Source organism: Paracoccus contaminans (assembly GCF_002105555.1).
GTDB classification, from domain to species: domain Bacteria; phylum Pseudomonadota; class Alphaproteobacteria; order Rhodobacterales; family Rhodobacteraceae; genus Paracoccus; species Paracoccus contaminans.
The window spans coordinates 1,478,855-1,492,739 of sequence record NZ_CP020612.1; the positions used below are offsets into that span (position 1 = coordinate 1,478,855).

The window sequence follows — 13,885 nt, forward strand, 5'->3', positions numbered from 1 at the left end:
CTAGCGACGGATAGTGACATGTTAAAGATTACTACCGCTTAGCGTGGTTCAGTCGCCGCGACGAAGATAGGCTTGAATGATTCCCGACACGATCCCTGATGTGCCGAGGACCCCGCCTAGCCAAGGCTGATCAATGAAAGCGCAGGTTAAGCCAGCTCCGACAAGTCCAAGGGATACGACAACACTGGCAGCTATCTTGAACGTATCATTCCAGTTAACGTGCTTATTGTCATCACACCGAATTTGCTGCTCACGCTCCGCCATGTCAAAGATGCGATGCGCTGCCCCTGGGTAGACCTGTTCATACCCGCGGAGCGCGTCCGGCGAAGGAATGGGGCCAGAGTGCACTGCTGTCCGCTCTAGGACAGCGATAAGTTCCTTTGGCGTATCGGGGGGAAGCCGGTCGATAAGCTCGTCGACGGGTACGTCTTCAACGTTCTGCGGTAACTTAGCTGATTGATCGCTCTCAACCTTATTTGACACGTTCGGCTGACCTCATCCGACGCACTGCTGTGTCAAAGTAGCTTCTTATATGTCCGGCGTCTTGGACTAGACCATCATAGCTCTGCTTGGGCTTTAAATCGACAAAAGCAGGCCCAGCAGCCAGAGTTGCATAAATCTTAAGCAACCGCTGCCCCTTCGGGGAAGGAGCGACAAAGCGCCGAGAGCCGGACGACTTCGTGAGGGAGTATAGGCTTTTTGCCATCATCTGTCCTTTGCGAAGCGGTTAGTCATGAATAAGCGACATTTTCAGGGTTGCAACTGCCTTGAGGCGGATACAACTGCACGCACCGGATCACATATTCGTTTCGACTTCGTGAAGGTCTAGCAGGTCTTGTCTCAGCGCCGCCGGTCGCGCCGCGCGCTCATCGGCTGGAAGGCGACGCCGACATGCGCCTCGCAATAGGGCTTCCCGGGCTGGGCGGGCAGGCCGCAGAACCAGAACTTGTCGGTGGCCGGATCGCCGATGGGCCATTTGCAGGTGCGCTCGGTCAGTTCCATCAGGGTCAGCTTGCGGGCGCGCTTTTCCACCTCGCGCACCGAGGCGAGCGCCTCGGGCGAGATCTCGTTGGCCGAGGGCTGGGGCGGCAGCGGCTGACCGGCCGGCACGATGGGGCGGCGCGGCGAAAAGACGGGCTGGGGGGCAGGGGCCTCTTCTTCGTCCATGGGATCGGGCTCGGCCTCGTCCGGCGAGGCCGCGGGGCCGGGGCGGGCCTGGGCAGCCGCTTCCTCGGGCAAGGTGCTGGCCGCAACGCCCTCGCCGGGCAGGGGGGCGGCGGCGGTATCGCCGGGCACGTCGGCTGCGGCTGCGGCCGGGCGGGCGCTCTCTGCCGCGGCGCCAGGGGCCGCGCCGAGCGGGGCGGAAGGGTCGCCGGCCATCGCCGCCTCACCGGGGATGCTGTCCGGTTCGGCCGCGGCCGAGGGGATCGGCCCTGCCGCCTGCCCGGCCAGGGGGGCGGGCTGTTCCTCGCCCTCGACCCGGTTGGACAGGCCCAGGCGGTGGACCTTGCCGATGACGGCATTGCGGGTCACGCCGCCCAGCTCCTTGGCGATCTGGCTGGCGGACTGGCCTTCGGCCCACATGCGTTTCAGCGTCTCGACGCGTTCGTCGGTCCAGGACATCGAAGGCTCCCTGCGGGTCGGATCGGGCGGCGGGCTTGCACTGCGCGTGCTGCGGCGCTCTAAGGCGGATGGCTGGAAATAGCGCCTGCCCCCCGCGATTTCAAGGACGACCGCCGTGACCGAGACAATCCCCGGACCCGCCCATTACCGCGCCGTTCCGGTGCGCCGCTTCGGCCGGGTGAACTGGCTGGGCCTGGCCACGCTGGCACGGCGCGAGATCATGCGCTTTCTGTCCGTCTGGCAGCAGACGATCTTTGCGCCGCTGATGACGGCGGGGCTGTTCGTCATGGTCTTTGCACTGGCGCTGGGCGGGGGACGGACGGTGGCGGGGCTGCCCTATCTGGCCTTCATGGGGCCGGGCGTGCTGATGATGACGGTGATCCAGAACGCCTTCGCCAATTCCTCGTCCTCGATCATCTCGGCCAAGATGCAGGGCAATATCGTCGACACGCTGATGGCGCCGCTGTCGGCCGGCGAGATCCTGGCCGGCTATCTGCTGGGCAGCTTGGGCCGGGCGGTGATCGTCGCGGCGGTGATCGGCTCGGGGCTGGCGCTGCTGACGGGGGGCGGGCCGGCGCATCCGGGCTGGGCGCTTGCCTTTGTCGTCCTGGGGGCGCTGATGCTGGGCGGGCTGGGCATCATCGCCGGCATCGTCGCGCAGAAGTTCGACCAGATGGCGGCGATCACGAATTTCATCGTGACGCCGCTGTCGTTCCTGTCGGGCACCTTCTATTCGGTCGAGGCGCTGCCGCAGCCGTTCCGCGCCCTGTCGCACTGGAACCCGATCTTCTACCTGATCGACGGGGCCCGTTACGGCTTTGCCGGGGTCAGCGATGCACCGCCCGCCCGCGGGCTGGCGGTCTGCGCGCTGGCGGCGGCGCTGGTCGCGGGGATCGCCTGGCGCTGGCTGCGCTCGGGCTATCGCATGAAGGCCTAGGACGCTTGCGGGGCCGGGGGGCAGGCTGTAACGCTGCGTCCCATGACGATTCGCGCGATCCTGCGACGCTGATGCGTCCCCCGTCCCGGTCCCCCTGCGGCCGGGCGCAGCCGTTCGTCCAGCCTTTTTCCATATCTGCCGAGGGACCGACCCATGATCGACGCCGTCCTGCCCACCTATAACCGCGCGCCCATCGCCTTTGAACGGGGCGAGGGCGCCTGGGCCATCACGGCGGAGGGGACGCGATATCTCGATCTTGGCGCGGGCATTGCGGTCAATGCGCTGGGCCATGCCAATCCCGATCTGGTCGAGGCGCTGACGCAGCAGGCCGGGCGGATCTGGCATGTCTCGAATCTATACCGGATTCCCCAGCAGCAGCGGCTGGCCGAAATGCTGGTGGATGCGACCTTTGCCGACACGGTGTTCGTGACCAATTCGGGCACCGAGGCGGCGGAACTGGCGATCAAGATGGTGCGCCATCACTGGTTCGAGCAGGGCCAGCCCGAGCGGATCGGAATTATTACCTTCGAGGGCGCCTTCCATGGCCGGTCCACCGGTGCCATCGCCGCGGCGGGATCGGAAAAGATGGTCAGGGGCTTTGGCCCGCTGATGCCGGGGTTCCGGCAACTGCCCTGGGGCGACATGGAGGCGCTGCGCGCCGCCATGGCCGACCGGCCGGCGGCGGTGATGTTCGAGCCTGTGCAGGGCGAGGGCGGCATTCGTCCGATGCCCGACGGCGATCTGCGCGAGATCCGGCGCCTGTGCGACGAGACCGGCGCCCTGATGGTGCTGGACGAGGTGCAATGCGGGATGGGGCGCACGGGCCGGCTGTTCGCCCATGAATGGGCCGGCATTGCCCCCGACATCATGATGGTCGCCAAGGGCATCGGCGGGGGCTTTCCCTTGGGCGCGGTGCTGGCGACCGAGGCGGCGGCAGCGGGCATGGGCGCGGGCACGCATGGGTCCACCTATGGCGGCAACCCGCTGGCCTGCGCGGTCGGCTGCAAGGTGATGGAGATCGTCGCAGACGAGGCCTTCCTGGCCGATGTGAGGCGCAAGGGCGCGCTGTTCCGCCAGCGGCTGGAGGGGCTGGTCGCCGCCCATCCCGATCTGTTCAAGGGGGTGCGCGGGCAGGGCCTGATGCTGGGGCTGAAGTGCAGGATCGCGCCGGCCGAGCTGGTGGGGGCGGGCTATGCCCAGCATCTGCTGACCGTGCCCGCCGCCGACAATGTGGTGCGCCTGCTGCCGCCGCTGACCATCACCGACGCGGAAATCGCCGAGGCGGCGTTGCGGCTTGACCAGGCGGCCGCGTCTCTGGCCTGACGGCCGGGATGGGGGCCTTGCCCCCGCCGCCCGCCGGGCGGCCCCCCCAGGATATTTCCGTGCAGAAGAAGCTCACCCGGCCTCGGTTTCGGCCTCGGCTTCGGGCGCAAGCGTCAGGGGTGCCGTTCCCGCGGCATCCAGATCGCTTAGCGACAATGCGCCCGAGGGGCGGGCCAGCCGCGCCCGCGTCACCCACAGCAGCCTGTCCTGCGCGCGGGTGATGGCGACATAGGCGAGGCGTTTCCACAGGGGCAGGCCGGCCTCGGTCCGGTTGGCCATGGCGGCGGCGAAGATGTCGGGGGCGAACACCTGCACGTCCGGCCATTGCGACCCCTGCGCCTTGTGGATCGTCACGGCGGCGCCGTGCAGGAAGGTCGCCCCCATCCGTGCGGCATAGGGGATGAAGGGCTCCTCGACCTCGGGCGTCTCGATCCTGACGATGCTGGCCGCCGACAGGCGCGGCTCGGGCGCGCCGATCACGTGCAGGCGTGAAAAGCCCGGCTTGCGGCCGGGGCCGAGATAGACGACCTGGGCGCCCTTGATGAGGCCCCGCGCCTCGAGGTCGATGCGTTTCTTGCGGTGCTTGAGCGGCAGTTCGATCCCGTCGCAGATCAGCGGCTCGCCCGGCAGCAGCGCATCGGCCGGCGCCCCGTAGGCGGCGCGGAAGGCCGCGATCAGGCGCACCCGCGTGGCATTGCGCCAGACCAGCACGGGCGAGCGGGCCATCAGGTCGCTTTCCACCCGTTCCGCCCAGACCACCCGCGCATCGCGCGCGGCTGCCTCGCGGACCAGCCGCTCGAAGGCGGCAAAGTCGAGCGCCGGATCGCTCAGCGCATGGGCAAGGTCGAGGATCGGGCTGTCGCCCGCCTGCCGATGGATGCGGCTCAGCGTCAGCTTCTGCGGCGCGGCCAGGCGGTCGAACACCATCTCGCCCGACTGGCCGACGGGGGCCAGCTGGGCCGGATCGCCGAACAGGACCAGCGTGGGAAAGATCTCGCGCAGGTCGTCGAACTGGCGCTCGTCGAGCATCGATGCCTCGTCGATCAGGCCGATGTCCAGCATGTCCTCGCGCCGCTTCCAGCCTTGGATGAAGTCGGACCCGCGCAGCCCCGCCGTGGCCAGCGCGCCGGGGATCGAGCCGTGCTGCTGATGAAAGGCCAGGGCCCGGTCCAGCGCCTCATCGGTCAGGTTCGCGATCACCGGCCGTTCGCCATTTCCGGCCAGCCATTCGGCCAGGCGTTCATATTCGGGATCATAGACGGGGGTGTAAAGAATGCGGTGGATCGTCGTCGCCGGCACGCCCCGCATGCGCAGCACGAAGGCGGCCTTGTTGGTCGGGGCCAGCACGGCGGCTGTGCGGGCATCCTTGCGGCGCCGGCCTTCGTAATCGCCGCTGACCACCTGCACGCCTGCCGCGGCCAGCGCCGCGGTCAGTTCGGCCAGCAGCATCGTCTTGCCCGATCCTGCCTTGCCGAGAACAGCCAGAACCCGGCCCTTGCCCTGCGCCGCGGGCACGACCTCCTGTGCGGCCAGGTCAACACCGGCCGCGGCCAGCGTTGCGGCCAGCGCATCCCAGGCCTGGGCCTGGTCGGGGGAAAGAGTGGGGGCGGTCATGGCTGCCGGCTTAGCGGGCGCGCGGGCCAAAGGCAAAGCGCGTGACAGGCAATGCGCGGGTGGGCAATGCCGCGGCATTGCGCAGGTGGGGCGGAACGCAAAAGGCGCCCCGATCGGGGCGCCTTTCGTTTCGTCCTGCCCGGCAGTTCAGGCGAGCGACAGGTTGGTCGCCGATTCGCGACCATCGCGGCCCGTTTCCAGGTCATAGGTGACAGCGGTTCCATCCGGCAGTTCGCGGATGCCGGCGCGTTCCATGGCGCTGATGTGCAGGAACACGTCGCGCTTGCCGCCTTCCGGAGCGATGAAGCCGAAGCCTTTGGTGGCGTTGAACCATTTCACGGTGCCCTTGGCCATCGTGATATTCCTTCTGATGTTTGCCGCCCGCATTGCGCGGCGACCCGGTAGGCGACAGTCACTGGATGCAGACTGAAGCCGGAACGACAAACAGAAGGCAGAGAGAAAGGCTACGTGGCCCTTATTCATGATGGGTCGGCAAAGGTCAACCCCCTTGCCGGGCCGCACGCCGCCGATTTCAGGAAAATCCGTGGACCTTGTGCTTGGCCGGCACGTTTGTGGGGGAATGCTGCGTGCAGGAAAGGTCAAGCCCATGCGTTGCCGCCATCGTCCCCTATCCATCCTTCCTCTGATCGCTGTTGGCGGGACGGCGATGCTGATCGCCTCGTTCCTGCGCGATCGCCCTCGCAGGCCTGCCTCAGCGCCTGGGCTGGCCGCGATTCACCCCAGGCTGGCCGCTGCTGCCGCCGACCTGCCGGCGACCGAGTTCGTGCGCCCCGCCGGGGCCGATGCCATGCGCGATCCGCCGCGCGACTGGGACGAACTTGACGAGCAGATCGACCAATCCTTTCCCGCCAGCGACCCGCCGGGAAATTACTGAGCGGCCGGACCGGGGGCTGTCTGCCCCCGGACCCCCGAGGATATTTCCGGACCGAAGATGGCGCCTCAGCCCTGCGGTCCCGCTTCGAGGGCGTCCTCGAAGGTGCGCAGGCCCGTCACCGGCGCCTGCACGAGCACCGCCATGTTGCCGGGCTTGTGCTGGTTGCGCATCATCTTGGTATGCGCCTGCGGGATCTCCGACCAGGGAAAGACCTCGGACATGCAGGGGTCCAGCCGCCGTTCGAGCATCAGGCGGTTGGCGGCCGCAGCCTGTTTCAGATGGGCGAAATGCGATCCCTGCAGGCGTTTCTGGTGCATCCACATGTAGCGCACGTCGAAGGTGCAGTTGAACCCGGTGGTGCCGGCGCAGATCACCACCATGCCGCCCTTCTTGCAGACGAAGGTGCTGACCGGAAAGGTCGCCTCACCCGGATGCTCGAAGACGATGTCGACGTTGTTGCCCTTGCCGGTGATGTCCCAGATCGCCTTGCCGAACTTGCGGACCTCGTTGAACCAGTCCTTGTATTCGGGGGTGTTCACGGTGGGCAGCTGGCCCCAGCACCTGAAATCCTTGCGGTTGATGACGCCGCGCGCCCCGAGCCCCATGACGAAATCGCGCTTGTCCTCCTCCGAGATCACGCCGATGGCGTTGGCGCCGGCCGCGTTGACCAGCTGGATCGCATAGGAGCCAAGGCCCCCCGAGGCCCCCCAGACCAGCACGTTCATGCCCGGTTTCAGTTCATGCGGCTCATGCCCGAACAGCATCCGGTAGGCAGTGGCGAGGGTCAGGGTATAGCAGGCCGATTCCTCCCATGTCAGGTGGCGGGGGCGGGGCATCAGCTGCTGGGCCTGCACGCGGGTGAACTGCGCAAAGCTGCCGTCCGGCGTCTCATAGCCCCAGATGCGCTGGGTGGGGCTGAACATCGGGTCGCCGCCGTTGCATTCCTCGTCATTGCCGTCGTCCTGGTTGCAGTGGATGACGACCTCGTCGCCCACCTTCCAGTTGCGGACCTTGTCGCCGACCGCCCAGACGATGCCGGACGCATCGCTGCCGGCGATATGATAGGGCTGCCCATGTCCGTCGAAGGGGCTGATCGGCTGGCCAAGCCCTGCCCAGATGCCGTTGTAGTTGACGCCCGCCGCCATCACGAGGACCAGCACCTCGTTGCTGTCGATGGAGGGGGTGTCCACCACCTCGAGCTGCATCGCCTGTTCCGGCTCGCCATGGCGTTCGCGGCGGATGGCCCATGCATGCATCTGGCGCGGAACATAGCCCAGAGGGGGCATTTCGCCGATCGCGTACAGATCCTTTTCAGGCGCGTCATAGGGGGCGATGGGGCTGGGTGCGTCAAGGGCCATGTCGTGTCCTCGTCAGGCGGTGCGGCGCCGTGGAATCGGCGCATCCTGCGGAATCGCTAGAACCGTCCCCGCAACTTTGCAACAGCATTGATGTGTATATGCGCAATATTGTGTCCGCCGCGTTGCAGCGAATTGACTGCGCATCATTATGTTCTGTATCCTGTCCAAGATGTAAGAATCTTGCGCAGGCGGTGAAAGATGGTCGGGACAACGGTCCAATCAGCTCAGCCCAAGGACAAGCCCTGGCTGTTTCGCACCTATGCCGGCCATTCCACGGCGGCGAAATCCAACGCGCTGTATCGCAGCAATCTGGCCAAGGGGCAGACCGGCCTGTCCGTCGCCTTCGACCTGCCGACCCAGACGGGCTATGACAGCGATCACGTGCTCGCGCGCGGCGAGGTCGGCAAGGTCGGCGTGCCCGTCTGCCATCTGGGCGACATGCGGGCGCTGTTCGACCAGATCCCGCTGGACCAGATGAACACCTCGATGACCATCAACGCGACCGCGCCCTGGCTGCTGGCGCTGTATGTCGCGGTGGCCGAGGAACAGGGCGCGAACGTGGCGGCCCTGCAGGGGACGGTTCAGAACGACCTGGTCAAGGAATACCTGTCGCGCGGCACCTATATCTGCCCGCCCAAGCCCTCGCTGGCCATGATCACCGACGTCGCGGCCTATACCGCGCAGCACCTGCCCAAGTGGAACCCGATGAACGTGTGTTCCTATCACCTGCAGGAGGCCGGGGCGACGCCGGAGCAGGAGCTCGCCTATGCGCTGGCGACGGGCATCGCGGTGCTGGACGATCTGAAAACCAAGGTCGCGGCCGAAGATTTCCCCGCGATGGTCGGCCGCATCAGCTTTTTCGTGAACGCCGGCATCCGCTTTGTCACCGAGCTGTGCAAGATGCGCGCCTTCACCGAGCTGTGGGACGAGATCACGCGCGACCGTTTCGGCATCGAGGACGAGAAATACCGCCGCTTCCGTTATGGCGTGCAGGTCAACAGCCTTGGCCTGACCGAGCAGCAGCCGGAAAACAACGTCTATCGCATCCTGATCGAGATGCTGGCCGTCACCCTGTCGAAAAACGCCCGCGCCCGCGCCGTGCAGCTGCCGGCGTGGAACGAGGCGCTGGGCCTGCCGCGCCCCTGGGACCAGCAATGGTCGCTGCGCATGCAGCAGATCATGGCCTATGAAACCGACCTTCTGGAATTTGGCGACCTGTTCGACGGCAACCCGGCGGTGGCGGCCAAGGTCGAGGAACTCAAGGACGGCGCGCGGGCCGAGCTGAAGCTGCTGGACGAGATGGGCGGCGCGATCGCGGCCATCGACTACATGAAGTCGCAGCTGGTCAGCTCGAACGCCGCCCGGCTGAACCGGATCGAGGATAACGAGACGGTCGTGGTCGGCGTGAACCGCTGGCAGCAGGGCGAGCCCTCGCCACTGACCGCGGGCGATGGCGGCATCATGGTCGTCGATCCGGCGGTTGAAGCCGACCAGATCGCCCGGTTGAACGACTGGCGCGCCAGCCGCGACGCGGCCGCCGTCGCGGCCGCGCTGGCGCAGCTACGCGAGGACGCGACGGCTGGGCGCAACATCATGCCGGCCTCGATCGCCGCCGCCAAGGCCGGCGCCACCACCGGCGAATGGGCAGGCGTCATGCGCCAGGTCCACGGCGAATATCGCGGGCCGACCGGCGTCTCGCCTGCGCCCTCGAACCGCACCGAGGGGCTGGAGCCGATCCGCGAGGCGGTGGACGCGGTCAGCGCCAAGCTAGGGCGGCGCATGAAGTTCGTCGTCGGCAAGCCGGGCCTCGACGGCCATTCCAACGGCGCCGAACAGATCGCCTTTCGCGCCCGCGACTGCGGCATGGACATCACCTATGACGGCATCCGCCTGACGCCCGAACAGATCGTCCAATCGGCGCGCGAGCAACAGGCCCATGTCGTCGGCCTGTCGATCCTGTCGGGCAGCCACCTGCCGCTGGTCGAGGATGTGATGGCCCGCATGCAGGCAGCGGGCCTGGGCGATGTGCCGGTGATCGTCGGGGGCATCATCCCCGACGAGGATGCCCGCCGGCTGCTGGCGATGGGTGTCGCGCGGGTCTATACGCCCAAGGACTTCGAACTGAACCGGATCATGCTCGATCTCGTGACGCTGGTTGATCCGGCGGACCGGGCGGCCTGACACGAAAGGACGCGCCCATGCCCGCGCCGGAAAACCGCTTCAAGGCCCGGCTGGCGGCGGGCGAGACGCTGATCGGCGCTTGGGTCGGCCTTGCCGATCCCTACCTGGCCGAGATCACCGCGACAGCCGGTTTCGATTGGCTGCTGATCGATGGCGAGCATGCGCCCAACGACCTGCGCTCGATCCTGTCGCAGCTGCGGGTGGTCGAGGCCTCGGCCAGCCTGCCGCTGGTGCGGCTGCCGATGGGCGAGGACTGGGCGATCAAGCAGGCGCTGGACATCGGGGCGCAGTCGCTGCTGATCCCCTTCGTCGAAAGCGCGGCGCAGGCGGCGCATCTGGCGCGCGCCGTCCGCTATCCGCCCGACGGGCATCGCGGGGTGGGGGCGGCGCTGGCGCGGGCTTCGCGGTTCTCGGGAATCCCCGATTATCTGGCGACGGCCGACGCACAGATCTGGCTGGGCGTCCAGGTGGAAACCCGCCGCGGACTGGCGGCGCTGGACGAGATCGTGGCGACCGAAGGGGTCCACGGGGTATTCATAGGCCCCGCCGACCTGGCGGCGGACATGGGCCATCCGGGCGACAGCGCCCACCCCGAGGTGCGGGCGGCGATCGCGGATGCGCTGGCCCGCATCGCCGCGGCGGGCAAGGCCCCAGGGACGCTGTTCACGCGGCGGGACGAGGCCGCCTGGGCGCTGGCGCAGGGCGCCCGCTTTGTTGCGACTGCGATCGACGTGACAACCTATGCCGCCGCAATTCGCGCCGCTGCGGCCGAGGGGCTGGCGCTCAAGCCGGCGCGCTGATGACCTATGCCCCCCTGGGCACCCGGCCCAGCATGTAGAATTCCTCGTTCGGCGGGATCTCGGCCATGTTCACCAGCCGGTTCGACATCCCGAAGAACGCCGCGATCGCGCCGATGTCCCAGATCTCGTCGGGGGTAAAGCCCGCCTCGGCCATGTCCAGATGATCGTCCTGGGTGATGTTCTCGGCGTCCATCGCCACCATCTCGGCAAAGTTCAGCATCGCCCAGTGCCGGTCCGACAGCGGGGCCTTGCGCCAGTTGATGGCCAGCTGGTCGGCGATCAGCGCGTCCCTGGCGCGGATGCGCAGGATGGCGCCATGCGCCACCACGCAATACTGACAGCGGTTCAGGCCGGACGTGGCCACCACGATCATCTCGCGCTCGGCCTTGGACAGCCCCTCGTCCTTGTCCATCAGCGCATCGTGATAGGCGAAGAAGGCCCGGAACTCGGCCGGGCGATGGGCCAGCGCCAGGAAGATGTTCGGCACGAATCCCGACTTTTCCTGAACGGCGCGGATCATTTCCTGCATGTCGGGCGGCAGTGCGCGCAGGTTGGGAATGGTGAAGCGGCTGATCGGTGCGTCCATGGCTTCTTTCTGGTCCAAATACCCCGGGGGGGCCCGAAGGGCGGGGGCAGCGCCCCCATCGCCCCGGTTGACTCTCATGCCCTGATCTGAAATGTCCACCCGGATTCCCGGAAGGATGCCCTTCCGGTCCCCGCATGGCCGGGGATCGCCCCCCGTCAGCGCGGCTGCGCCCACGGGGGCGTCTGGTTTTATCGCAAGCGGAGGGTCCGCGGATGTTCGAAAGCCTCTCAGACCGCCTCGGCGGTGTCTTCGACCGCCTGACCAGGCAGGGCGCGCTGACCGAGGATGACGTGACCGCCGCCATGCGAGAGGTGCGCCAGGCGCTGCTCGACGCCGATGTCTCGCTGCCCGTCGTGCGCAGCTTCGTCCGCGCGGTCACGGCCAAGGCCACGGGCGCGGCCGTCACCAAGTCGATCAGCCCCGGCCAGCAGGTCGTCAAGATCGTCCATGACGAACTGATCGCCATGCTGCGCGGCGAGGATGCGCCCGAAACGCTGCGCATCGACACGCCGCCCGCGCCGATCCTGATGGTCGGCCTGCAAGGGTCGGGCAAGACCACGACGACCGCAAAGCTGGCCCGGCGCCTGAAGGAACGCGATCGCAAGCGGGTGCTGCTGGCCAGCCTCGACACAAACCGCCCCGCCGCGATGGAACAGCTGGCGATCCTGGGCCGGCAGATCGGGGTCGATACGCTGCCCATCGTGCCGGGCGAGAACGCCCTCGCCATCGCGCGGCGGGCAAAGCAGCAGGCCAGCCTTGGCGGCTATGATGTCTATATGCTCGATACCGCCGGCCGGCTGCACATCGACCAGGCGCTGATGGACGAGGTCCAGCAGGTCCGCGACGTGGCCAACCCGCGCGAGACGCTGCTGGTCGTGGACGGTCTGACCGGGCAGGACGCCGTGAACGTGGCGACCGAGTTCGACGCCAAGGTCGGCGTCACCGGCGTCGTGCTGACGCGGATGGACGGCGACGGCCGGGGCGGCGCGGCGCTGTCGATGCGCGCGGTGACCGGCAAGCCGATCCGCTTCGTCGGACTTGGCGAAAAGATGGACGCGCTGGAAACCTTCGACGCCGAACGCATCGCGGGCCGCATCCTCGGCATGGGCGACATCGTGGCCCTGGTCGAAAAGGCGCAGGCGACGCTGGAGATCGAGCAAGCCGAGCGCATGATGAAGCGCTTTGCCAAGGGTCTGTTCAACATGAACGACCTGCGCGGCCAGCTGGAACAGATGCAGAAGATGGGCGGGATGCAGTCCATCATGGGCATGATGCCCGGCATGGGCAAGATGGCCAAGCAGGCCGAGGCCGCCGGCATCGACGACAGGATGATCCGCCGCCAGATCGCGCTGATCAATTCCATGACCAAGAAGGAACGGGCCAATCCCGACCTGCTGCAGGCATCACGCAAGCGGCGCATCGCCGCCGGCGCCGGCATGGATGTGGCCGAGCTGAACAAGCTGCTCAAGATGCAAAAGCAGATGGCCGACACGATGAAGAAGGTCAGCAAGATGGGCAAGGGCGCGATGCTGAAGCAGGCGATGCGCGCCATGTCCGGCAAGGGCGGCGGTCTGCCCGATCTGGCCGATGTCGATCCGGCCAAGATGGCCGAGGCGACGAAGCTGTTGCAGGATCCGCGCGGGCTTGGCGGGCAACTTGGCGGGCTGAACCTGCCCGGCGGGCTGTCGGGGCTGTTCGGAAAGAAATGATGACGACGCTGTCCGTCGATATTCCGGTGATCGAAACCGAACGGTTGATCCTGCGCGAGCCGCGCGAGGCAGACCTGCCGGCGGTTGCGGGTTTCTATGCGTCGGAACGGTCGGTCTTTGTCGGCGGCGGCTCTGCGGTCGTCGGCAGGGACGGACCGCGCGGCGCTGACTGGGCGGCTTGGCGCGGGACATCCTCGGCGCTGGGGCACTGGCTGCTGCGCGGCTACGGATCATGGACAATCGAGCTGCGCGCAACGGGTCAGGTGGCTGGCCGCGCCGGGTTTCTGAACCCGACTGTCTGGTCCGAACCCGAACTGGGCTGGCAGGTCTATGAGGGCTTCGAGGGTCAGGGCATCGCCTATGAGGCGGCCCTGGCGGCCCGCGCCGCCGGACCGCGGCTGTTCGGGCTGAACGGTGTCATTTCCCATATCGACCCGGCAAATGCCCGCTCGATCCGGCTGGCCGAACGGCTGGGCGCGACGTTCGAGCGGAACGCCGAACTGCTGGGCAAGCCCTGCCAGATCTGGCGCCACCCCGAGGTGCAGGCATGACCGATGACGCCACCCGCGCCGCCGCGCTGCTGAAGGATCACCGGGCCAGCATCGACCGGCTGGATGCCGTTCTGGTCTTCACGCTGGCCGAACGCTTCAAGCACACGCAGGCGGTGGGGCGGCTCAAGGCCGAACATGACCTGCCGCCCTCCGACCCCAGCCGCGAGGCGGTGCAGATCGAACGGCTCGAGCGGCTGGCCCGCGAGGCCGACCTCGATCCGGCCTTTGCCCGCAAGCTGCTCAATTTCGTGATTTCCGAGGTCATCCGGCATCACGAACAGTTCCAGAAATGACCAAGCCATCCAAGG

The 13,885-nt window shown here is 67.3% G+C and carries 14 protein-coding genes; 8 read left to right on the forward strand and 6 right to left on the reverse strand.

Annotated elements, in window-relative coordinates; translation table 11 throughout:
* Nucleotides 1-48: 48 nt before the first annotated feature.
* Nucleotides 49-483: a DUF2335 domain-containing protein gene (locus B0A89_RS06905; RefSeq protein ID WP_085377513.1), complete on the reverse strand. Its 435-nt coding sequence runs from the start codon at nucleotides 481-483 to the stop codon at nucleotides 49-51.
* Between the two features lie 357 nt (nucleotides 484-840).
* Nucleotides 841-1,623 carry a GcrA family cell cycle regulator gene (locus B0A89_RS06910; RefSeq protein ID WP_085377514.1) on the reverse strand — a complete coding sequence of 261 codons (783 nt, stop codon included), beginning with the start codon at nucleotides 1,621-1,623 and terminating at the stop codon, nucleotides 841-843.
* A gap of 115 nt (nucleotides 1,624-1,738) precedes the next feature.
* Between B0A89_RS06910 and B0A89_RS06915 the strand changes: the two genes are divergently transcribed.
* Both B0A89_RS06915 and B0A89_RS06920 read left to right on the forward strand, forming a co-directional pair.
* Nucleotides 1,739-2,560, forward strand: coding sequence for an ABC transporter permease (locus B0A89_RS06915; protein ID WP_085377515.1), 822 nt, complete (start codon nucleotides 1,739-1,741; stop codon nucleotides 2,558-2,560).
* Between the two features lie 153 nt (nucleotides 2,561-2,713).
* The gene (locus B0A89_RS06920; protein ID WP_085377516.1) at nucleotides 2,714-3,883 is read left to right on the forward strand and encodes an aspartate aminotransferase family protein; all 1,170 of its coding nucleotides are present in this window, start codon (nucleotides 2,714-2,716) and stop codon (nucleotides 3,881-3,883) included.
* Nucleotides 3,884-3,955: 72 nt separating this feature from the next.
* On the opposite strand, the gene B0A89_RS06925 is transcribed toward B0A89_RS06920, so the two are convergent.
* The gene (locus B0A89_RS06925) at nucleotides 3,956-5,497 is read right to left on the reverse strand and encodes an AAA family ATPase (protein ID WP_085377517.1); all 1,542 of its coding nucleotides are present in this window, start codon (nucleotides 5,495-5,497) and stop codon (nucleotides 3,956-3,958) included.
* Between the two features lie 147 nt (nucleotides 5,498-5,644).
* Entirely contained in the window at nucleotides 5,645-5,851 is a 207-nt protein-coding gene (locus B0A89_RS06930; protein WP_085377518.1) for a cold-shock protein, read from the reverse strand.
* Nucleotides 5,852-6,164: 313 nt separating this feature from the next.
* Between B0A89_RS06930 and B0A89_RS06935 the strand changes: the two genes are divergently transcribed.
* Complete coding sequence (locus B0A89_RS06935; protein ID WP_085377519.1) at nucleotides 6,165-6,392, forward strand: hypothetical protein; 228 nt, start codon at nucleotides 6,165-6,167, stop codon at nucleotides 6,390-6,392.
* 65 nt (nucleotides 6,393-6,457) lie between these two features.
* Here the strand turns inward: B0A89_RS06935 and ccrA are convergent, their stop codons facing one another.
* Nucleotides 6,458-7,750: a crotonyl-CoA carboxylase/reductase gene (gene ccrA / locus B0A89_RS06940; RefSeq protein WP_085377520.1), complete on the reverse strand. Its 1,293-nt coding sequence runs from the start codon at nucleotides 7,748-7,750 to the stop codon at nucleotides 6,458-6,460.
* A gap of 198 nt (nucleotides 7,751-7,948) precedes the next feature.
* Here ccrA and B0A89_RS06945 point away from each other — a divergent pair, with 198 nt between their 5' ends.
* Together B0A89_RS06945 and B0A89_RS06950 are read left to right on the forward strand one after the other, a co-directional pair.
* On the forward strand, nucleotides 7,949-9,931 hold the full coding sequence (locus B0A89_RS06945; protein WP_085377521.1) for a protein meaA: 1,983 nt from the start codon (nucleotides 7,949-7,951) through the stop codon (nucleotides 9,929-9,931).
* Nucleotides 9,932-9,948: 17 nt separating this feature from the next.
* Complete coding sequence (locus tag B0A89_RS06950) at nucleotides 9,949-10,731, forward strand: aldolase/citrate lyase family protein (RefSeq protein WP_085377522.1); 783 nt, start codon at nucleotides 9,949-9,951, stop codon at nucleotides 10,729-10,731.
* 4 nt (nucleotides 10,732-10,735) lie between these two features.
* Here B0A89_RS06950 and B0A89_RS06955 read toward each other — a convergent pair whose 3' ends face one another.
* Nucleotides 10,736-11,317 (reverse strand): peroxidase-related enzyme, encoded by a 582-nt coding sequence (locus B0A89_RS06955; RefSeq protein WP_085377523.1) that lies wholly within the window; start codon nucleotides 11,315-11,317, stop codon nucleotides 10,736-10,738.
* A gap of 212 nt (nucleotides 11,318-11,529) precedes the next feature.
* On the opposite strand from B0A89_RS06955, the gene ffh reads away from it, so the two are divergent.
* Genes ffh through B0A89_RS06970 form a run of 3 tightly spaced genes read left to right on the forward strand, consistent with a single transcriptional unit; the run spans nucleotide 11,530 to nucleotide 13,870 of the window.
* Entirely contained in the window at nucleotides 11,530-13,026 is a 1,497-nt protein-coding gene (gene ffh / locus B0A89_RS06960) for a signal recognition particle protein (RefSeq protein WP_085377524.1), read from the forward strand.
* Nucleotides 13,023-13,577, forward strand: a complete 555-nt coding sequence (locus B0A89_RS06965; protein ID WP_338045715.1) for a GNAT family N-acetyltransferase — start codon at nucleotides 13,023-13,025, stop codon at nucleotides 13,575-13,577. The genes ffh and B0A89_RS06965 overlap by 4 nt, the downstream gene beginning before the upstream one ends.
* Nucleotides 13,574-13,870 carry a chorismate mutase gene (locus B0A89_RS06970; RefSeq protein WP_085377525.1) on the forward strand — a complete coding sequence of 99 codons (297 nt, stop codon included), beginning with the start codon at nucleotides 13,574-13,576 and terminating at the stop codon, nucleotides 13,868-13,870. The genes B0A89_RS06965 and B0A89_RS06970 overlap by 4 nt, the downstream gene beginning before the upstream one ends.
* Nucleotides 13,871-13,885 lie beyond the last annotated feature (15 nt).